We start from the raw sequence: 20,226 nt of genomic DNA, 5'->3' as shown, positions 1-20,226 counted from the left end.
TCGTTAGGGTTATTTTCTATCAAGAGTGGATCAGTTTTCAATTGTCATGGTGGATCACTTTTAAGTTACCATATACAGGTGATAAATAGAAGATTTTTATACAGAACGCAAACAAAAATTTATCATATCTTCGTATTTTAGTTAAATTAATGAAACAATAATGCGGTTCCGAACAATGGAACGTTATAACCTATAGAATCATTGAATTCATCGGCGATGTATTCTATAAAAATAAAATTTAACGCTACAATGGTAGTCGAAATCACCTTATGCTTGCGATTGTAAACAAATTAAAGGCTTTTTTGCTATTTTTAAGAAAAACTAACTTGAACAGTGATTTTGAAGATAACATCATTTCACTAATTTTCAGTTTCAATTCCATAATTTTTATTAGGTTTGACCGATATATATAACGGTCATATATAAATGTATAGTAAGGGCCATGATGGTCCTTTTTCTTTTCTACGTTATGTATGCTATTTTTGTGCTACTGCTAGTTCAATTTGGAGAGGAGCGATTGCAGGTATGCTAACAAATGGGTTGGTCATGGTTACGCTTATTTTAATCATAAACATCGTGTATGTATCTTTTTTCACGATTCGGATGATTTTAACGTTAAAAGGTTTTCGCTATGCAGCAGCGTTCGTCAGTATGATTGAAGTTGTTATTTATGTTATTGGATTAGGTCTCGTGCTTGAAAATTTAAATGAAATTCAAAATTTAGTGGCGTACGCGGTTGGATACGGTCTTGGCGTCATCGCAGGAATGAAAATTGAAGAAAAGCTTGCGCTTGGCTACATTACAGTTCATGTGACTACATCTCAAATCGATCATCGAATGGAGGCGAAACTCCGTGATAAAGGGTATGGTGTGACGAGTTGGATTGCCCATGGCCGTGAAGGCCAGCGAATGGTGATGCAAATATTAACACCGCGTAAGCAAGAAAAAAAATTACACGTACATTTAAAAGAAATTGATCCGAAAGCATTCATCATCACATATGAACCGCGTACGATTCATGGCGGATTTTGGGTCAAAGCTGTAAAGGGGTTGCAAAAACGTGCCGCAGAAGAAGAAATTTGAAGTGCTTGAAAATGAAACGATTGGCGATTGTCTCGAACGTATGAAACGCGAAGGCTACAAACCAGTCCGACGAATCGAAAAGCCAATTTTTCAACAAAAACGAAAAAAAAGTGAACCGGAATATTTGAAGCAATCGATTATTTTTGAAGGAATAAAAGAGGGGAAGTGAAGAAAACACGAACATTATAAAATTAAAAAGACAAAACGTTCGATTTTTATTGACATTGGAAAAACAACATTGCTAAGATAGAGATGAATTAAAAAGTACGTACGCCTCATATATGTTTGGGAATATGGCCTGAATGTTTCTACCTAACGACCGTGAATTGTTAGACTATGAGGAGAAAGCTTCCGATCGCAATTTTTGCTTATTTGCAATGAAATGGATGGATGAAGTTGAACGTAAAGCCGAAGTGAACGCTTTCTCTAGTCATTAGAGAAGATCGATTCTCTTTCGGCTTTTTGTTTGTTTCCATGTTCAAGCAACCACAACGAAAGGTTAACGTAATTAAAAATTGTTTTAAAAGAGTAAATTAATGGATTTTAAACGATGCTATATAGATGAAAGGAGCATGCTAGATGGAACCAATTGTCGGTGTTATTATGGGAAGTACGTCAGATTGGGATACGATGAGACATGCGTGTGATGTGCTTGATGAGTTGAACATTTCGTACGAAAAAAAAGTCGTTTCTGCACACCGTACGCCTGACTATATGTTTCGTTATGCAGAAGAAGCGAAAGAACGCGGACTTAAGGTAATTATCGCAGGGGCAGGTGGCGCCGCACATTTACCAGGGATGGTCGCAGCAAAAACGACATTACCCGTTATCGGAGTTCCCGTGAAATCGAGAACACTACAGGGCGTTGATTCGTTATTATCGATCGTCCAAATGCCGAGTGGAGTACCTGTTGCGACCGTTTCCATCGGGGTTGCAGGGGCAACGAACGCAGCCTTGCTTGCGGCAGAAATTCTCGGTGCATTTGATGAAATGATTGCAGATAAATTGGCTGAACGACGTAAACAGTTAGAACAAAACGTAATGGAAAGCAGTGACAAATTAACATGAGGAAAACAATTCTTCCGGAACAAACGATAGGAATATTAGGTGGTGGTCAGCTTGGCCGGATGATGGCGATCGCAGCGAAAGAAATGGGCTATCGTATAGCCGTTCTTGAGCCGACACCAAATTCGCCTTGCGCCCAAGTGGCAGACATTGAAGTTGTCGCTCCATATGACAGCAAAGATGGAGCTAACGAATTAGCAAAAGTAAGCGACGTTGTTACGTATGAATTTGAAAACATAAGTGACGAAACGGCGAAATGGCTTGAAGAAAAAGCTTATTTGCCGCAAGGGAGCAAACTGCTTGCCATGACTCAAGATCGCAAACTTGAAAAACAAAAAATTAATGATTCGGGTATTGCGACAGTTCCTTATCACGTTGTGACGACATCAGATGAGATCAACAAAGGCATTCAGGAACTAGGCTTTCCAGCTGTACTGAAAACGACGCGTGGAGGATATGACGGAAAAGGACAAATCGTTATTCGTAGTGATGCTGACATTGACAGCGCAAGAAAGTTGCTAGAAAAAAATGAATGTGTGCTCGAAAAATGGATTGCGTTTGAAAAAGAAATTTCCGTTATTGTTACGAGAAGTGTAACAGGAGAAACAGCAACATTTCCAGTCGCAGAAAACATCCACGTCAATAATATTTTGCATCAAAGTATAGTACCAGCAAGAATTTCTGAAGATACCGCGGAAAAAGCAAAACAACTTGCGATTCAGTTGGCAGATGCATTTGAGCTTGTCGGAACGCTCGCGGTTGAAATGTTTTTAACAGAAGCAGGGACGATTTATGTGAATGAGCTTGCACCGAGACCACACAATTCTGGTCATTATACGCTTGATGCGTGTGAGACATCACAATTTGAGCAGCACATTCGGGCTATTTGCGGTTGGCCACTTGGAAGGACAGCGTTACATACCGATGTTGTGATGGTCAATATTTTAGGACAACATGTCGAAAAAACGTTAGCAAGCATTGGATGTTTTGAAACGTGCAAGCTTCATTTGTACGGAAAAGCTGAAGCAAAGCACAATCGCAAAATGGGTCATTTAAATGTACTTGCAAATAGTGTAGACGAAGCATTTGAAACGATAAACAAGTTGCAAATATGGGAATAAAAAAGGAGACACAACATGATTGAACGGTATACGCGACCTGAAATGGGAAAAGTTTGGACAGAAGAAAATCGTTACAAAGCATGGCTTGAAGTCGAAATTCTCGCTTGTGAGGCGTGGGCAGAACTTGGGGAAATTCCGAAAGAAGATGTGAAACGCATACGTGAAAAAGCGTCTTTTGACGTAAAACGAATCCGTGAAATCGAAGAAGAAACACGCCATGATGTTGTTGCTTTTACAAGAGCGGTCTCTGAAACACTTGGAGAAGAAAAAAAGTGGGTCCATTATGGCCTTACGTCAACAGATGTTGTTGATACAGCTCTATCATATGTATTGAAGCAAGCGAATGATATTTTACAAAGCGATCTTGAAAACTTTCTCGAGATTTTAAAAAATAAAGCTATTGAGCATAAATACACTGTGATGATGGGACGGACACATGGTGTTCATGCGGAACCGACGACGTTCGGACTGAAGCTGGCGCTCTGGTACGAAGAGATGAAACGAAATCTTGAACGATTTAAGCAAGCAGCTGAAACGGTACGAGTTGGAAAACTATCGGGCGCTGTCGGAACGTATGCGAATATCGATCCGTTTGTCGAAAAATACGTATGTGAAAACCTTGGCCTCAAGCCTTCTCCAATTTCAACGCAAACATTGCAACGAGATCGCCATGCCCATTACGTATCGACGCTTGCACTCATTGCGTCATCCATTGAAAAATTTGCAATCGAAATTCGTGGACTACAAAAATCAGAAACACGTGAAGTTGAAGAATTTTTCGCTAAAGGACAAAAAGGGTCTTCAGCGATGCCGCATAAACGAAACCCAATCGGTTCAGAAAACATGTCGGGCATTGCCCGGGTCATTCGCGGTCATATGTTAACAGCATATGAAAACATTCCACTTTGGCATGAACGCGATATTTCTCATTCATCAGCAGAACGGATTATATTGCCTGATGCAACGATCGCATTAAACTACATGCTCAATCGGTTCGGAAACATTGTGAAAAATTTAACAGTGTACCCTGAAAATATGAAGCGAAATATGAACAGAACGTTCGGACTTATTTACTCTCAACGTGTTATGTTAAGTCTCATTGATAAAGGAATGTCGCGTGAGGAAGCCTATGACCTCGTTCAGCCAAAAGCGATGCAAGCGTGGGAAGAGCAAGTCCAATTCCGCGACTTAATAGAGGCTGAGAACAAGATAACAGAGCGACTTTCGAACGAAGAAATTGCGGATTGCTTCAACTACGAATACCATTTAAAAAATGTTGATTTGATTTTTAAGCGATTACGATTGGAGGAGCAGGAATGAGCACTTACGACGAACCGACAGCTCAACAAATTCAAGATGAGAAGCTTTATCGCGAGCTCGGATTAAGCGATGAGGAATATGACAAGGTTACGCAAATTTTAGGCAGACTCCCGAATTATACGGAAACAGGACTATTTTCAGTCATGTGGTCTGAGCATTGTAGCTACAAAAGCTCAAAGCCGATTTTAAAAAAGTTTCCGACGGAAGGAAACCGAGTCATTCAAGGACCAGGTGAAGGTGCTGGTGTTGTCGATATCGGGGATAACGATGCACTCGTGTTTAAAATTGAAAGTCATAACTCCCCATCTGCTGTTGAGCCGTACCATGGGGCTGCGACAGGACTCGGGGGGATATTGCGTGACGTTTTTTCTATGGGTGCAAGACCGATCGCTGCGTTGAACTCATTGCGTTTCGGTGAACTACAATCTGAACGTGTGCAATTTTTGTTTAGAAATGCTGTGAAAGGAATTGCAGATTATGGGAATACGATGGGTGTTCCAGTCGTTGGCGGTGAAGTTCAGTTTGATAAAGCCTATGAAGGAAATCCGCTCGTTAATGCGATGGTCGTTGGCCTCATTAAGCATGATGATCTCGTGAAAGGTTTAGCTTCTGGTACAGGAAATAGTGTGATGTATGTTGGACCTAAGACAGGACGCGACGGGATACATGGTGCGACATTTTCATCTTCAGAGTTGTCTGACGATGACTCAGAAGGAGTGTTTGTAAAAGGAAATCCTGAGCTTGAAAAACGTGTGCAAGAAGCGTGCCTCAAACTGGCGAAAAGCGATGCACTCATCGGAATGCAAGATATGGGTGCAGCAGGATTAACGTCATCTGCAAGTGAAATGGCGAGTAAAGCAGGAACAGGAATCGAACTTTACCTGGAAAAAGTTCCGCAGCGTGATCCGAACATGACACCGTATGAAATGATGTTGTCTGAAACGCAGGAGCGGATGCTTATCGTCGTTGAAAAAGGGCGCGAGCATGAAATTGAACAAATCCTTAATCAATGGGACGTTCCATGTGCGGTTATCGGGAAAGTGACGAATGACAAGCAATTCCGACTCCTTTTTAACGGTGAAGTCGTGGCAGATGTACCGGCAGATGCGTTAGCGGAAGATTCGCCTGTTTACTATAAACGCTCAGAAGAGCCAAACAACGATAAAGCCTTTCAATCCGAACGAGACGAGAAACCAATGATAGATAACATTCAAGAAACTTTTTTACAGCTCATTTCGCAACCCTCTGTTGCAAGCAAAAAGTGGGTGTATGATCACTTCGAAAAAAGCGATCAAAACCTTCTATTAAGTCCGGGTGCAAATGCAGGAGTCGTACGTATACCGGGTACGAATAAAGCGGTGGCGATGACGACAGACTGTAACGCTCGCTACATTTACCTCGATCCGAATACAGGTGGGAAAATTGCGGTTGCAGAAGCGGCTCGTAACATCGTTTGTACAGGTGCTGAACCGATAGCGATCACAGATGGTCTGAACTATGGAAGTCCTGATAAACCAGAAATTTTTTGGCAAATGGAGCAGTCAGCTGCAGGTATTAGTGAAGCGTGTCGAGCTCTTGGGACACCAGTCGTAAGTGGAAACGTCTCACTCTACAATGAAACGAACGGTGAAGCGATTTATCCAACACCGATTATCGGTATGGTCGGACTTATTAAAGAGATGAATCATGTTACGACGTCGAGTTTGAAAGAAGATGGTGATCTCATTTATTTAGTCGGTGAAACATTTCCTGAATTTGGCGGAAGCGAGTTGCAAAAGCTTGTAAATGGTGACATTTCAGGCAAAGCACCAACGATTGATTTAGACGTTGAAAAAGTCCGCCAAGCCGAGTTACTTGAAGCGATTCAGTTAGGATTCGTTGCCTCTGCAATCGATCTGTCTGACGGTGGACTAGCTGTTGCGTTAACGGAATCTATACTTAACGGACAAAAAGGAGCTGAAATTACGATTTCAGGCTGTGCTGTGACAGCTTTGTTTAGTGAAACACAATCACGTTTTGTTGTGTCAGTAAAAGAGGAACATAAAGAACAGTTTGAATCGATCGTTCAAGCTCAACAGATTGGACGTGTGACGAAAGACACCACATTAACGATTAAAAATGAAAACGATGAACTAATCGTGCAACTCGAAATGGAGCAACTTGAAAACGCATGGGAAAAAGCAATTCCGAACGTGATGGCAAAGTAGTGTCAACTTTAGAAGGAGGAATGCAGTGTGTTTGGCATATGGGGCCATGAAGACGCTGCCCAAATCGCATACTATGGTCTTCATAGCTTACAGCATAGAGGTCAAGAAGGGGCGGGCATCGTAGTCAATAATGGAAAAGAATTAAAAGTCCATAAAGATATCGGACTCGTCAATGATGTTTTCGGTCAAAGGGTACTTGAAGAACTAAAAGGTAAAAGTGCAATCGGTCATGTTCGTTACACAACTGCAGGCGGTCGCGGATATGAAAATATCCAGCCCCTCCTTTTTCGGTCAATGACAGGCGGAATTTCAGTTGCACATAACGGGAATTTAACGAACGCATATGGATTGAAACACCAGCTTGAAAGCCAAGGAAGTATTTTTCAAACGACATCGGATTCAGAAGTACTTGTCCATTTAATAAAAAGAAGTGCGTACGTCAATCTTGAAGATGCGTTTAAAAGTGCACTTTCGATGATTAAAGGCGCATATGCATTTCTCGTCATGACGGAAAATAAACTGATGGTCGCTCTTGATCCGAGTGGCATTCGTCCCCTTTCCCTTGGAAAGCTCGGTGAAGCCTATGTTGTTGCAAGTGAAACGTGTGCCTTTGATACAATCGGTGCAGACTACATTCGCGACGTAAAACCAGGAGAACTCATCGTCATTAGTGATGAAGGGCTTCATTCAGAAATGTTTTCAACTTCAAATGCCCGTTCGATGTGTGGTATGGAATATATTTATTTTTCGCGTCCAGATTCAGATATCAATCAAATGAACATCCATACGGCTAGAAAAAATCTTGGTAAGCAGCTTGCCCTCGAAGCCCCAGCTGACGCTGACGTCGTTACAGGTGTTCCTGATTCGAGCATTTCAGCAGCGATAGGTTACGCGGAAGAATCAGGCATCCCGTATGAACTCGGTTTAATTAAAAACCGTTATGTTGGGCGGACATTCATCCAACCTTCACAAACGTTGCGTGAACAAGGGGTGAAAATGAAGCTTTCACCTGTTCGTGGGGTCGTGGAAGGAAAGCGTGTAGTCATGGTCGATGATTCGATCGTCCGTGGCACAACGATTCGCCGAATTGTGAAACTGTTACGGGAAGCGGGGGCAAAAGAAATTCACGTTCGAATTAGTGCTCCACCGATTAAAAATCCATGTTATTACGGAATCGACATGAAAACGAAAGAAGAATTAATTGCAGCAAACCATTCAATTGAAGAAATTAAAGAAGAAGTCGGTGCGGATTCAATCGCATTTATTAGTATCGATGGCATGCTTAAAGCACTTGAAAGTGATGGAGAAGGCATAGGATCTGGACATTGTCTCGCTTGCTTTACTGGCAAATATCCAACCGAAATTTATAACAATTCACCGAGTGAGCATGTTCGAAAATATAACGAGCACGTGTAAGGATCTATCGTCCGTGATTTATTCGTAAAAGTGTTGTGGGCGACTGGCGAGACTTCCATTTCGTCAAAAGGATCCCATTCATCGTAAAGGAGAGTAAAAGAAATGACTGATGCATACAAACGCGCTGGGGTCGATATCGAAGCAGGATATGAAGCAGTCTCACGCATGAAGCAACATGTCGCTAGAACGGAACGAAAAGGTGTCATTGGTAGTTTAGGTGCTTTTGGTGGCATGTTTGATCTTTCAGAACTCGGTTACAAGGAACCTGTACTCGTATCGGGTACTGACGGTGTTGGCACAAAGCTATTGCTCGCATTTATGCTCGATAAGCACGATACGATCGGGGTTGACTGTGTCGCAATGAGTGTGAACGATATCGTTGTCCAAGGTGCTGAACCACTCTATTTTCTTGATTATATCGCAACTGGAAACCTCGTTCCCGAGCGCGTTGAACAGATTGTTAAGGGGATTGCAGATGGCTGTACACAATCAGGTTGCGCGTTAATTGGTGGTGAAACAGCCGAAATGCCTGATTTATATGCTAAAAATGAGTATGATTTGGCTGGATTTGCAGTCGGTATTGTTGAAAAATCAAACGTCATTACAGGTGACGCGATTAAAGCAGGAGATATTTTAATCGGTCTTGAATCCAATGGTTTGCATAGTAACGGTTATTCACTCGTAAGAAAAATTTTATTAAAAGATAAACGACTTGATTTACAGAAAACATATGGAGATTTAGCGATGCCTTTAGGCGAAGAATTGTTACGCCCGACACGCATTTACGTAAAATCGATTTTAACGTTGTTGGAAAAATTTCAAATTCATGGAATTTCACATATTACGGGTGGCGGATTTATTGAAAATATTCCCCGCATGATTCCGGACGGATTCGGTGCAGTGATTGATTGTGATAAATGGGTCGTGCCCCCGATTTTTTCATTGCTTGAAACGGAAGGAAAACTATCAAAAAAAGAAATGTTCAACACGTTTAACATGGGAATTGGGATGGTGCTTGCCGTTTCTGAGGAAGAAGTTCCATCGTTCATGAACGAATTAAATGAGTTAGGCGAAAATGCGCATGTCATTGGCCGAGTAACGAAAGAAAGCGGAATCGTGCTCAGAGGCGGTGGCTTTGATGTGTAAACTTGCCGTTTTTGCATCAGGAAATGGGTCGAACTTTCAGTCCATCATTGATGCAATTGAAGGTGGTCAACTACAGGCGACGTGTGAGGTGCTCATTTGCGATCAACCGAGTGCAAAAGTATTGGAGCGGGCAGAAAAAGCAAACATTCCTGCTTTCGTTTTTAAAATAAAAGATTTTGAAAATAAATCTGCATTTGAACGCGCGATCTTGGAAAAACTTCGAGATTATGATGTTCACTTTATCGCTCTTGCAGGTTATATGCGCCTAATCGGACCAACGCTCCTTGAAGCGTATGAACATAAAATCGTGAACATTCATCCTTCACTTCTCCCTGCATTTCCCGGTCTCGACGCAATTGGGCAAGCATTTCGAGCCGGTGTGAAAGTGACAGGCGTTACGATTCATTACGTCGATAGTGGAATGGATACAGGTCCAATCATTGCCCAGCAGGCGGTTGAAATTTCTGACGATGAGACGGAAGAAAGTTTACGTAAAAAAATTCACACCGTTGAGCATGTACTTTATCCGCAAACATTAGCACATGTATTTGAAAAGAACAAACAGGAGGCTTCAAACAAATGAAAGTAAAGCGTGCCCTTATTAGCGTTTCAGATAAAACGGGAATTCTTCCTTTCGTAGAACAACTGACAGCACTCGGCGTTGAGATTGTTTCAACGGGTGGAACGAAACAAAAAATTGAAGAAGCTGGGTTGCCAGTAACAGGAATTTCGGACGTAACACAGTTTCCTGAGATTTTAAATGGACGTGTTAAAACACTCCATCCGAACGTTCATGGTGGCTTACTTGCCATGCGTGGAAATGAACAGCATGAAAAAGAGCTAGCTGAACATCATATTACCCCGATTGATTTAGTCGTCGTTAATTTATATCCATTCCAAGCAACAATTGCAAAGGAAGAAGCAACGTTTGCTGATGCGATCGAAAATATCGATATCGGCGGACCGACGATGCTTCGTGCAGCTGCAAAAAACCATAACGATGTGACAGTCGTCGTTGATCCAGCTGATTATAAAAAAGTGCTCGCTGAACTTAAAGAAAATGGTGAAACATCGATTGAAACGAGACTTCAGCTTGCAGCGAAAGTATTCCGTCACACAGCAGCGTACGATACAGTTATTGCAAATTATTTGACGAAAGAAACAGATGAGGCTTTTCCAGAATCGTATACGGTGACGTATACGAAAAAACAAGATTTGCGCTATGGAGAAAATCCGCATCAGAAGGCGGCATTTTATGAAGCGCCTATTCAAAGCGATCGTACGCTCGCAGCTGCAAAGCAATTGCATGGGAAAGAATTATCGTACAACAATATTCAAGATACGAACGCTGCGTTGCAAATTGTCAAGGAATTTACAGAGCCAGCGGTCGTTGCTGTTAAACATATGAACCCGTGCGGGGTTGGTAGAGGCGAAACACTGATTTCTGCTTATACGAATGCGTACGAGGCGGATCCCGTGTCAATTTTCGGTGGGATTATTGCGGCGAATCGTGAAATTGATGCAGACACAGCTGCAAAAATGAAAGACATCTTTTTGGAAATTGTGATCGCCCCATCATTCAGTAAGGAAGCGCTTGACATTTTGATGGAAAAGAAAAATTTGCGACTTCTTACGATTAATATGAAAGGCTCGTCAAAAGATGACAAACAGTTTATGTCAGTATCAGGTGGCTTGCTCGTTCAAGATGCTGACCTCCATACATTGGAGGATGCTGACATTTCAATCCCGACAAAAAGAGAACCGAATGAGGAAGAATGGGAAGCATTGAAGCTAGCTTGGAATGTCGTAAAACATGTGAAATCGAATGCGATCGTTTTAACGAAAAACGATCGAACGGTCGGAATTGGCGCGGGTCAAATGAATCGTGTCGGAGCGGCTAAAATCGCGATTGAACAAGCTGGCGCTCATGCAAAAGGGTCTGTAATGGGTTCAGATGCATTTTTTCCAATGAATGACACAGTCGAAGAAGCAGCAAAAGCTGGTGTAACGGCGATCATTCAACCGGGTGGCTCCATTCGTGACCAAGAATCGATCGATAAAGCGAATGAACATGGGATTGCGATGGTATTTACAGGTGTAAGACATTTCAAACATTAAAAAGACGTAAGGAGGGAAGGAAATGAACGTTCTGATTGTTGGTAAAGGTGGTCGTGAGCACGCGCTTGCTTGGAAATTTGCGCAAAGTCCGAAAGTAGAAAAAGTTTTTGTTGCTCCGGGAAATGATGGAATGACAGATGTAGCGGAAATCGTTCCAATCGAAGAGAGTGCACAAGATGAACTTGTTGCGTTTGCTAAACAGGAAAATATCGATCTCACATTTGTCGGTCCCGAACAGCCATTGATTGATGGACTTGTCGATCGATTTGAGTCTGAAGGTTTAACCGTATTCGGTCCTAGAAAAAACGCAGCGATTATCGAAGGTAGTAAAAATTTTGCAAAAGAATTAATGGTGAAATATAATATTCCGACAGCAGAATATAAAACGTTTACCGACGTTATAGAAGCGACAGCGTATATAAAAGAAAAAGGTGCACCGATCGTAATTAAAGCTGATGGACTTGCTGCTGGAAAAGGAGTTACTGTCGCAATGACAGAAGCAGAAGCAATTGAAGGCGTGCATGATATGTTGGAAGATCGGCGCTTCGGTGAAGCGGGTGCCCAAGTTGTCATTGAGGAATTTCTCGATGGAGAAGAATTTTCGCTTATGGCTTTTGTAAATGGTGAGACGGTTTATCCGATGGTCATTTCTCAAGACCATAAACGTGCATATGACGGTGATCAAGGCCCCAACACAGGAGGAATGGGTGCCTATTCTCCGGTACCGCAAATTGATGGCTCCATTGTTGAAGGTGCCATTGAAACGATTTTAAAACCGACAGCAAGAGCAATGATGAAAGAAGATCGTGCGTTTACGGGAATTTTATACGCGGGTCTCATTTTAACGGAAGATGGTGCAAAAGTGATCGAATTTAATGCACGTTTTGGTGACCCGGAAACCCAAGTCGTTTTGCCAAGACTTGAAAATGATCTCGTCGATGTAATCACTAACATTTTAAACGAAAAACCTGTTGAACTAAGCTGGTCTGACGATAATCTGACAGGTGTCGTTTTGGCGTCAAAAGGGTACCCGGGAAATTATGAGAAAGGCAGTCCGATAACAGGATTTGAGAAACTCGATCCGAGTGTGCTTGTCTTTCACGCAGGAACGAAAAAGGAAAATGAAACGTTCGTTACGAACGGAGGACGTGTTCTTCTCGTCGTCGGCATAGGTGATACGTTACAGCAAAGTGTAGATCATGTGTATGACAACTTATCCCGTTTGAATTGTAATGGCTGTTTTTATCGGAAAGATATTGCCCATCGTGCGATTTCAAAAGCAAAACAATAGGAAAACACAGTTAAATCATATGGGAGTCACAAAAGTAGGAGCTTGAATTAACAAGCTCCTATTGTCCTTTTTAAGCTAACACTTAGTAAAATGGAAGCATAATGACTTTTTAGTCTCTAACGGATTGACCAGAATGATACAATTCGACAATCATTTTACGAAAATCATCATTGAATCGATTACCATTATCTTTTTAACTCCTCGGACACATCTCCCTTAAATTGATTGTATTGGCTTAACTAAGATGTGTCCATGAAACTATACTAGCATCATTTATTGACTAAATTGTAGGATTATTTACTTTGGAAAGCAGGTAATTTTATTAAACAATGCTCTGCCAAGTTTACTAATTGGTGGAGGATGGATAAAAAGCATCATCTCAACGGTTGCGAATCATAAAACCGCGGTATTCACGGGAGGATGAAAGAGTCGAGAGCACCGAAAAAGAATGAAGGCTCCTTTTCTATGTGAAAAGTAAGCCTTTTTTATTTAATGTTTATTTTCTCCATGCTCATACGCGATCAGCACGACACCTAAGTCATTTTCTAATTGTTTTAATTCTTCTTTCTGTTTATCGTTTAACGATGCTAGGCTCCATTCTTTTTTCAATGCTTGTTGTCGATCCATCGAACACCCTCCTCTTTTTAATGTTCCTCTAGTTGAGCAAGTGGAACATCTTGTTCATTTTCTGGATCATCTAGAGGATAAATTCTCGCAACGTCTTGTTGTTCATGTACGTTTTGAATATATATGGGGACGCCGTTAAATGTAACGTGTGCCATCGTTGGTGAGGAAGCAATTTCTTTAGCACGCTGTCTATCCATCGAGGAACCCTCCTTTCATATCACCATTAACGTCTGCAACTAGCCCAACAAATATTCGTTTTTTTAACGTAGGTTTTGCATAAATTTTTACCTTTAAACATAAAATTGAAAACGCTCGAATAGAAGCATTTGAAAACGAATAAAGCAACTAGTATACGAAAACTTAGTTTACTCGAAATCGAAGTAAGCCTAACGACAAAAAATAGTAACATTCTTTCCTTCTTTAGCACGTTAAAATGTGTTAATATAATACTAGCTAAGCTTAATTTTAGTTTAGGAGGAAGCCAATTGGCTAATCGTACATTACATTGGAATAAAAAAGATATGAGGTCGCATCTTGCAATTATCGATGGTAGAAAAGCACCTTCGTTCGTATTAAAAGATGCCACTTATTTAAATACAGCGTTAAAAAAATGGGTTAAAGCGAACATATGGATCGAAAACGATCGGATCGTTTACGTCGGTCCAGAAATGCCTGCGAAATCTGCTAATGAAACGATCGATTGCTCTAATCAATTTTTAGTTCCAGGCTATATTGAACCGCACGCACACCCCTTTTTCATATATAATCCGTTAACACTTGCACAATTTGCCGCAAAACATGGCACAACAACAGTTGTAAATGATAACTTACTAATGTTTTTGCAGTTGTCGTTCGAGAAAGCGCTTTCAATTGTTGATGAATTTAATAATCTGCCATCATCGATTTACTGGTGGGCTCGTTATGATTCACAGTCTGAAATGGAAAACGAAGATTTAATTTTTACGAACGGAAAGGTGAAACAGTGGTTATCTCATCCGTCTGTTCTACAAGGAGGAGAGCTGACAGGCTGGCCTAAAGTGCTCGCTGGCAACGATGAAATTTTACATTGGATGCAAGAAACGACAAAGCTTGGAAAGAAAATTGAAGGTCACTTTCCAGGAGCATCTTATAAAACGTTAACGAAAATGGCGTTGCTCGGTGTCGATGCGGATCACGAAGCGATGACAGGTGAGGAAGTTGTCAATCGCTTATCAGCTGGAATGACTGCATCACTTCGTTATTCGTCTATTCGTCCTGACTTAGCTAAGCTTCTACGCGAAATGCGTGAGCTGGGTGTAGAAAATTACGATCGAGTTATTTTCAATACAGACGGTTCGACACCTGCTTTTTATGAGCAAGGAATGCAGGATCGCATGGTAGAAATTGCGCTTGAAGAAGGGGTACCACCCGAAGATGCGTACGCGATGGTAAGTTATAACATTGCTAGACATTATGATATGGATGATTTATTGGGCATGATTGCACCAGGACGTATCGCACATATTAATGTACTTGAAAGCATAGACAATCCACGTCCAGTGTCGGTGATGGCGAAAGGGCAGTGGGTTCTTGTAAACGGAGAGGATACGTATCCGGAAATTCATGCACCATGGGAAACGTACGGGATTAAACCACTTCGTTTTGATTTTGACGTAACCAATGATGACATAATGTTCTCATTGCCTGTTGGGATTGAATTGATTAACTCTGTTGTTACGAAGCCTTATAATATTAATATTGATGTTGGTGTGAAAGAGCTATCCGTTGATCATGATGAATCGTTTTTAACGATGATCGCTCGGAATGGTGAATGGCGTGTGACGACATTATTGAAAGGGTTTGCGAATCGAGTACAAGGTTTCGCAAGTACATTTACAAACTCTGGTGACCTCATTTTAATCGGAAAAAACCGCAAAGATATGTTTGAAGCATTTCGTCAAGTGAAAGAAATGGGTGGAGGGATTTCACTCGTTGAAGATGGGCAAGTGCTTTGTAACATTCCGTTGCAAATTAGAGGAACGATGTCAATTGAACCGATGGAAAAGTTAATCGAAATTCAAAAAGACTTAGAGGAAAAGTTAAAGGAACGCGGCTATAAGCATGATGACCCGATTTACAGTTTGCTTTTCTTCTCATCAACACATTTACCGTACATTCGCGTTACACCGAAAGGATTATTTGAAATTAAAAATAGAACAGTACTCTTTCCTTCGATTATGCGTTAAACTACTAAAGTAATCAAAAAGACCGGATGTCTACAAGTTCGACGTTATTACGTGTCAAGCATCCGTTGTGCTAGAAACTTGATAAGTCTCGCTTTTCCATGGGAATGATCCATCGAGAAAGTAAACAAAAACAATACTTCTTCGGATTTGGATGTCTCAAATGTGATGCTTTTAGTCGAACATCTTTAGTTATCGAACCCTCGTTGTTTTACTTTTTGAACTGAAGAAAATTTCAATATTTTAAAAGGCGGTTAAAATGATGAAACGATCAACGAGCATCGCATTTTTTACAGTGCTAACGTGCGCACTTTTATTCGCAGGATGTAAAAAAAATGAACCGAATAAAGTTGTCGATCCAGAATCGAAAGCTGAGTTTACGTTTCCGCTTACGGGTATGAAGACGAGTGATGAAGCGGCGGTCGAGTCACGTCCAGTCGCTGTCGTCATTAATAACGATCCGAAAGCGCGTCCGCAAACGGGTTTAAACGAAGCTGACATCGTTTATGAGGTTTTAACTGAAGGTAATATTACTCGCTTTTTGGCCATTTTTCAAAGTGAGAAACCAGAAAATATCGGACCCGTTCGTAGTGCACGTCCATATTTTATCAACTTAGCTAAAGGTTACGATGCGTTTTTTGTAGCGCATGGGTATAGTCCGGAAGCGAAAGCAATGCTCGAATCAGGTACAATTGATCACATTAACGGCATTTCCTATGATGGTTCATTATTTCAACGAGTGTCATTCCGAAAAGCACCACATAATTCGTACATTACGTATGAAAACATCGCAAAAGGTGCTGAGCAAAATAACTATACGCTTGATAAAGCCGTAGAACCGCTTACGTTTTTAGAAGAAGATGATGTGAACGATATACAAGGTGATGAAGCAGCGAATGTTACCGTGCAATATAGCAATCGTTATTCTGTCACATATAACTATGACTTATCAGCTAACGAATACACTCGCTTTATCGGTCAAGAGCAGACGGTTGATTACGATACGAACGAACCGCTAAGCGTTGCCAACATTTTAATAATCGAAATGAATCATCAAGTTCTTGATGATGTTGGACGTAGGTCAGTCGATATAAGCTCTGGAGGTGACGCGATTCTTCTTCAAAATGGGATCGCACGTCATATTCAATGGGCGAACGAAAATGGTAGAATTGTTCCAAAAACGATCGAAGGCGAAGTTGGTTTTATTCCAGGACGAACGTGGGTGCATATCGTTCCAACAAGTCCAGGTCTTCAACAAACTGTTAAACTATCTGAAACGGAATAGTTGTTAGAGGAGGAAATAGAGTGCAAATCGATAAACTACGTGGACCAGCATTAGATCAATTGTTTGAAGCGATCTTGTCGCTTGAGACGATTGAAGAATGTTACAGTTTCTTCGATGATTTAGCGACTGTAAACGAAATTCAATCGTTAGCCCAGCGTCTAGAAGTCGCTCGTATGCTCCGCGAAGGCAACACGTATCAAAAAATTGAAACTGAAACAGGTGCAAGCACTGCGACTATCTCCCGTGTGAAACGATGTTTAAATTATGGAAATGATGCGTATGAAATGGTGCTCGAGCGAATCCCAAAAAGGAAATAAAAACGAGTCACATAAGCCTCCACCGTATAGAAAATCAGGTGGGGGCTTATATAGTATTATGATATAATTCGAAAAGGAACTTGTACGAGGGGGAAATGGGACATGGAAGATTACAAAAATTGGCGGCATATTTTTAAACTTGATCCGAACAAATCGCTCGACGACATGAGTCTTGAAGTGATCTGTATGTCAGGAACAGATGCTGTAATCATCGGCGGAACGGATGGAGTGACATTTGATAATACGATTGAACTATTAGGTAGAGTTCGTCGATACACCGTGCCGTGCGTACTTGAAGTATCAACGATTGCTTCCATTTCACCAGGATTTGATTATTATTTTATTCCGACTGTGCTTAACAGCAACGATGCTCTTTGGTTTAAAGGACTTCATCATAAAGCGATTAAAGAATTTGGTCCATTGCTAAACTGGAACGAATTGGTCGTTGAAGGGTATTGTGTTTTAAATGAAAATTCGAAAGTAGCGAAATTGACGAATGCGGAGACAGACTTAACGGAAGAAGATGTTATTGCCTATGCAAAAATGGCTGAAAAAATGTTTCGCTTGCCAATATTTTACATTGAGTATAGCGGGACATACGGGGATCCCACACTTGTCGCTTCACTGAAAAGTGAGCTTCGTGAAACGAGATTATTTTATGGTGGCGGGATTGATAGTCGCCACAAAGCGCTCGAAATGGCTAACTATGCGGATACAATTATTGTAGGAAATGTCATATATGAAAACTTGAAAGAAGCATTAAAGACAGTGGAAGCAGTGAAATAAAGAGGTGGAAATGATGCAACAAGGAATCGATCATTTACTTAGTGGCCTAAATCCACAACAATTAAAAGCGGTAAAAACAGTGGACGGACCGCTCTTAATTATGGCTGGTGCGGGTAGTGGAAAGACACGTGTCCTGACGCACCGGATTGCTTATTTGCTTTTTGAGAAAAATATCACACCGTGGAACATTCTTGCCATCACTTTTACGAATAAAGCGGCACGGGAAATGAAAGAACGGGTTGCACACTTGACTGGGCCCGAGGCAGAAGAAATTTGGATCTCAACATTTCACTCCCTTTGCGTACGAATTTTACGGAGAAATATTGACCAAATTGGTATGAGTACAAGCTTTACTATATTAGATGCTACCGACCAATTGACAGTCGTAAAGCAAGTGATGAAAGAACAAAATATCGACACGAAAAAATTTGACCCAAGAAGTGTGCTTGCATCAATTAGCAGTGCGAAAAACGAGTTGAAAACAGCTACAGACGTTGAAAAATTGCTAGATCATAGCTTTAATCCTTTTCAATCGGTCGTCAGTGACGTATATAAAGAATATGAAAAAAAGCTACGTAAAAACAACGCGCTCGATTTTGACGATTTGATAATGACGACAATCGAACTTTTCAAACGTGTACCTAACGTGCTTGACTTTTATCAACGAAAGTTTCAATACATTCATGTCGACGAATATCAAGATACGAACAGGGCGCAGTATGTCCTCATTCAAATGCTAAGCGAACGCCATCAAAACCTTTGTGTCGTTGGAGACTCCGATCAATCGATTTATAAATGGCGTGGCGCAGATATCGGGAATATTTTATCGTTTGAACATGATTATCCAAATGCGAACGTTATTTTACTCGAACAAAACTACCGTTCAACGAAAACGATTTTAAATGCAGCAAATGAAGTGATTGCGAACAATCGAAACCGAAAAGAGAAGAAATTGTGGACAGATAATGATGAAGGAAATAAGATTACGTATTATCGCGGTGAAACGGAACGGGATGAAGCATATTTTATCGTTGAACAAGCTAGCCAAATGAAAGAAAAAGGTAGAAGCTATAGTGATATATCCGTCCTTTATCGTACGAATGCACAATCACGTGTCATTGAAGACGTTTTAGTGAAAGCGAATATCCCGTATACGATCGTCGGCGGGACGAAGTTCTATGACCGGAAAGAAATTAAAGACTTACTCGCATATTTACGGTTAATAGCGAACCGTGATGACGATATTAGTCTTGAACGGGTCGTCAATGTACCGAAGCGTGGAATCGGTGTTGCTTCGATTGAAAAAGTGATGAACTATGCAACGATGCATGATGTAACAATGCTTACCGCGTTGGAAGAAGTCGAACATATCGGTCTTTCAAAACGCGCTCAAAACGCTTTGGTAGAGTTTTACAATCTCATTGAAAACTTTGAAAAAATGCAAGACTATTTGTCAGTGAGTGAACTGATTGAAGAAGTGCTTGAGAAAACTGGATATCGTGAGATGCTTCAAAATGAACGGACGCTCGAATCGGAAAGCCGGCTCGAAAACTTAAACGAATTTCTATCTGTTGCCCTTGAGTTTGAAAAAGCAAGTGAAGATAAAAGTTTAATCGCTTTTCTCACCGATTTAGCGTTGATTGCGGATATTGACCAATTGGATGAAGAAGAAAACTCCGAAGCGATTACATTAATGACCCTTCATTCGGCAAAAGGGCTTGAGTTTCCAGTCGTTTTTTTAGTCGGAATGGAGGAAGGCATTTTCCCACATTCGCGCTCACTATTTGAAGAAGAAGAAATGGAAGAGGAGCGTCGCCTAGCTTACGTAGGCATGACGCGAGCGGAAGAAGAATTGTTTATTACAAACTGCCGCATGCGAACATTGTATGGACGAATGAATATGAATCAAGTGTCACGATTTATTCAAGAGATACCTGCCGAATTGCTGTATTCCTTTGGAGAAGAAGAATCTATGACAAAGCAAAAGCCAGTCCGAAAAGCGGTGAAAAGGTTCCATCAGTCTGGAGGAGAACAACTTGATTGGAACGTTGGTGATAAAGCGGCTCATAAGAAGTGGGGTGTCGGCACAGTCGTTAGTGTACGTGGCGAAGGAGATTCTCTTGAACTTGATATTGCCTTTCCGAGCCCGACCGGCATAAAACGGTTGTTAGCTAAGTTTGCACCGATTGAAAAAGCATAATTAGTCTGTCGATAAATGTTTG

Annotated in this window: 18 protein-coding genes and 1 riboswitch; of the genes, 16 read left to right on the top strand and 2 right to left on the bottom strand. The window is 41.1% G+C overall.

Annotated features, from left to right (window positions below; genetic code table 11):
• The first annotated feature begins 525 nt into the window (after positions 1-525).
• From ABU914_RS05315 to purD, 11 genes are all read left to right on the top strand, one after another.
• Positions 526-1,083 (top strand): DUF2179 domain-containing protein, encoded by a 558-nt coding sequence (locus tag ABU914_RS05315; protein ID WP_379668692.1) that lies wholly within the window; start codon positions 526-528, stop codon positions 1,081-1,083.
• Positions 1,061-1,252 (top strand): NETI motif-containing protein, encoded by a 192-nt coding sequence (locus ABU914_RS05310; protein WP_379668691.1) that lies wholly within the window; start codon positions 1,061-1,063, stop codon positions 1,250-1,252. The genes ABU914_RS05315 and ABU914_RS05310 overlap by 23 nt, the downstream gene beginning before the upstream one ends.
• Positions 1,253-1,338: 86 nt before the next feature.
• Positions 1,339-1,440, top strand: a riboswitch (purine riboswitch).
• Between the two features lie 222 nt (positions 1,441-1,662).
• A complete protein-coding gene (gene purE, locus ABU914_RS05305; RefSeq protein WP_379668690.1) occupies positions 1,663-2,151 on the top strand; it encodes a 5-(carboxyamino)imidazole ribonucleotide mutase in 489 nt (162 codons plus the stop codon).
• Positions 2,148-3,269 carry a 5-(carboxyamino)imidazole ribonucleotide synthase gene (purK, locus tag ABU914_RS05300; protein ID WP_379668689.1) on the top strand — a complete coding sequence of 374 codons (1,122 nt, stop codon included), beginning with the start codon at positions 2,148-2,150 and terminating at the stop codon, positions 3,267-3,269. Before purE ends, purK begins: the two co-directional genes overlap by 4 nt.
• 15 nt (positions 3,270-3,284) lie before the next feature.
• Complete coding sequence (purB, locus tag ABU914_RS05295; RefSeq protein WP_379668688.1) at positions 3,285-4,589, top strand: adenylosuccinate lyase; 1,305 nt, start codon at positions 3,285-3,287, stop codon at positions 4,587-4,589.
• Positions 4,586-6,796, top strand: coding sequence for a phosphoribosylformylglycinamidine synthase subunit PurL (purL, locus tag ABU914_RS05290; protein ID WP_379668687.1), 2,211 nt, complete (start codon positions 4,586-4,588; stop codon positions 6,794-6,796). Before purB ends, purL begins: the two co-directional genes overlap by 4 nt.
• Positions 6,797-6,823: 27 nt before the next feature.
• Complete coding sequence (purF, locus tag ABU914_RS05285) at positions 6,824-8,212, top strand: amidophosphoribosyltransferase (protein WP_379668686.1); 1,389 nt, start codon at positions 6,824-6,826, stop codon at positions 8,210-8,212.
• Positions 8,213-8,314: 102 nt separating this feature from the next.
• A complete protein-coding gene (gene purM / locus ABU914_RS05280) occupies positions 8,315-9,358 on the top strand; it encodes a phosphoribosylformylglycinamidine cyclo-ligase (protein ID WP_379668685.1) in 1,044 nt (347 codons plus the stop codon).
• Positions 9,351-9,941, top strand: a complete 591-nt coding sequence (purN, locus tag ABU914_RS05275) for a phosphoribosylglycinamide formyltransferase (protein WP_379668684.1) — start codon at positions 9,351-9,353, stop codon at positions 9,939-9,941. The genes purM and purN overlap by 8 nt, the downstream gene beginning before the upstream one ends.
• Positions 9,938-11,476: a bifunctional phosphoribosylaminoimidazolecarboxamide formyltransferase/IMP cyclohydrolase gene (gene purH / locus ABU914_RS05270; RefSeq protein WP_379668683.1), complete on the top strand. Its 1,539-nt coding sequence runs from the start codon at positions 9,938-9,940 to the stop codon at positions 11,474-11,476. Before purN ends, purH begins: the two co-directional genes overlap by 4 nt.
• Positions 11,477-11,498: 22 nt before the next feature.
• Positions 11,499-12,767: a phosphoribosylamine--glycine ligase gene (gene purD, locus ABU914_RS05265; RefSeq protein WP_379668682.1), complete on the top strand. Its 1,269-nt coding sequence runs from the start codon at positions 11,499-11,501 to the stop codon at positions 12,765-12,767.
• Between the two features lie 489 nt (positions 12,768-13,256).
• On the opposite strand, the gene ABU914_RS05260 is transcribed toward purD, so the two are convergent.
• Complete coding sequence (locus tag ABU914_RS05260) at positions 13,257-13,394, bottom strand: hypothetical protein (protein ID WP_379668681.1); 138 nt, start codon at positions 13,392-13,394, stop codon at positions 13,257-13,259.
• Between the two features lie 17 nt (positions 13,395-13,411).
• Positions 13,412-13,591, bottom strand: a complete 180-nt coding sequence (locus ABU914_RS05255; protein ID WP_379668680.1) for a small acid-soluble spore protein H — start codon at positions 13,589-13,591, stop codon at positions 13,412-13,414.
• A 288-nt stretch (positions 13,592-13,879) separates the two neighbouring features.
• Here ABU914_RS05255 and ABU914_RS05250 point away from each other — a divergent pair, with 288 nt between their 5' ends.
• The 5 genes from ABU914_RS05250 (at position 13,880) to pcrA (ending at position 20,204) form a co-directional block, all read left to right on the top strand.
• Positions 13,880-15,619, top strand: coding sequence for an adenine deaminase C-terminal domain-containing protein (locus ABU914_RS05250; RefSeq protein WP_379668679.1), 1,740 nt, complete (start codon positions 13,880-13,882; stop codon positions 15,617-15,619).
• Between the two features lie 259 nt (positions 15,620-15,878).
• Positions 15,879-16,901, top strand: a complete 1,023-nt coding sequence (locus tag ABU914_RS05245) for a DUF3048 domain-containing protein (protein ID WP_379668678.1) — start codon at positions 15,879-15,881, stop codon at positions 16,899-16,901.
• A gap of 20 nt (positions 16,902-16,921) precedes the next feature.
• Positions 16,922-17,218 (top strand): YerC/YecD family TrpR-related protein, encoded by a 297-nt coding sequence (locus tag ABU914_RS05240; protein WP_379668677.1) that lies wholly within the window; start codon positions 16,922-16,924, stop codon positions 17,216-17,218.
• Positions 17,219-17,320: 102 nt separating this feature from the next.
• Entirely contained in the window at positions 17,321-18,004 is a 684-nt protein-coding gene (pcrB, locus tag ABU914_RS05235; protein WP_379668676.1) for a heptaprenylglyceryl phosphate synthase, read from the top strand.
• Between the two features lie 13 nt (positions 18,005-18,017).
• Entirely contained in the window at positions 18,018-20,204 is a 2,187-nt protein-coding gene (gene pcrA / locus ABU914_RS05230) for a DNA helicase PcrA (protein WP_379668675.1), read from the top strand.
• The last annotated feature ends 22 nt before the right edge of the window (positions 20,205-20,226 follow it).

It is taken from the genome of Pueribacillus sp. YX66, from assembly GCF_041725775.1.
GTDB lineage: Bacteria > Bacillota > Bacilli > Bacillales > UBA6769 > Pueribacillus.
This window is presented reverse-complemented; position numbering and strand designations above follow the sequence as displayed.

Coding starts and splice junctions, on each gene's coding strand:
- ABU914_RS05315 (WP_379668692.1), top strand. CDS start 526: ATGCTAACAAATGGGTTGGTCATGGTTACGCTTATTTTAATCATAAAC.
- purE (WP_379668690.1), top strand. CDS start 1,663: ATGGAACCAATTGTCGGTGTTATTATGGGAAGTACGTCAGATTGGGAT.
- purK (WP_379668689.1), top strand. CDS start 2,148: ATGAGGAAAACAATTCTTCCGGAACAAACGATAGGAATATTAGGTGGT.
- purB (WP_379668688.1), top strand. CDS start 3,285: ATGATTGAACGGTATACGCGACCTGAAATGGGAAAAGTTTGGACAGAA.
- purL (WP_379668687.1), top strand. CDS start 4,586: ATGAGCACTTACGACGAACCGACAGCTCAACAAATTCAAGATGAGAAG.
- purM (WP_379668685.1), top strand. CDS start 8,315: ATGACTGATGCATACAAACGCGCTGGGGTCGATATCGAAGCAGGATAT.
- purN (WP_379668684.1), top strand. CDS start 9,351: ATGTGTAAACTTGCCGTTTTTGCATCAGGAAATGGGTCGAACTTTCAG.
- purH (WP_379668683.1), top strand. CDS start 9,938: ATGAAAGTAAAGCGTGCCCTTATTAGCGTTTCAGATAAAACGGGAATT.
- purD (WP_379668682.1), top strand. CDS start 11,499: ATGAACGTTCTGATTGTTGGTAAAGGTGGTCGTGAGCACGCGCTTGCT.
- ABU914_RS05260 (WP_379668681.1), bottom strand. CDS start 13,394: ATGGATCGACAACAAGCATTGAAAAAAGAATGGAGCCTAGCATCGTTA.
- ABU914_RS05255 (WP_379668680.1), bottom strand. CDS start 13,591: ATGGATAGACAGCGTGCTAAAGAAATTGCTTCCTCACCAACGATGGCA.
- ABU914_RS05245 (WP_379668678.1), top strand. CDS start 15,879: ATGAAACGATCAACGAGCATCGCATTTTTTACAGTGCTAACGTGCGCA.
- pcrB (WP_379668676.1), top strand. CDS start 17,321: ATGGAAGATTACAAAAATTGGCGGCATATTTTTAAACTTGATCCGAAC.
- pcrA (WP_379668675.1), top strand. CDS start 18,018: ATGCAACAAGGAATCGATCATTTACTTAGTGGCCTAAATCCACAACAA.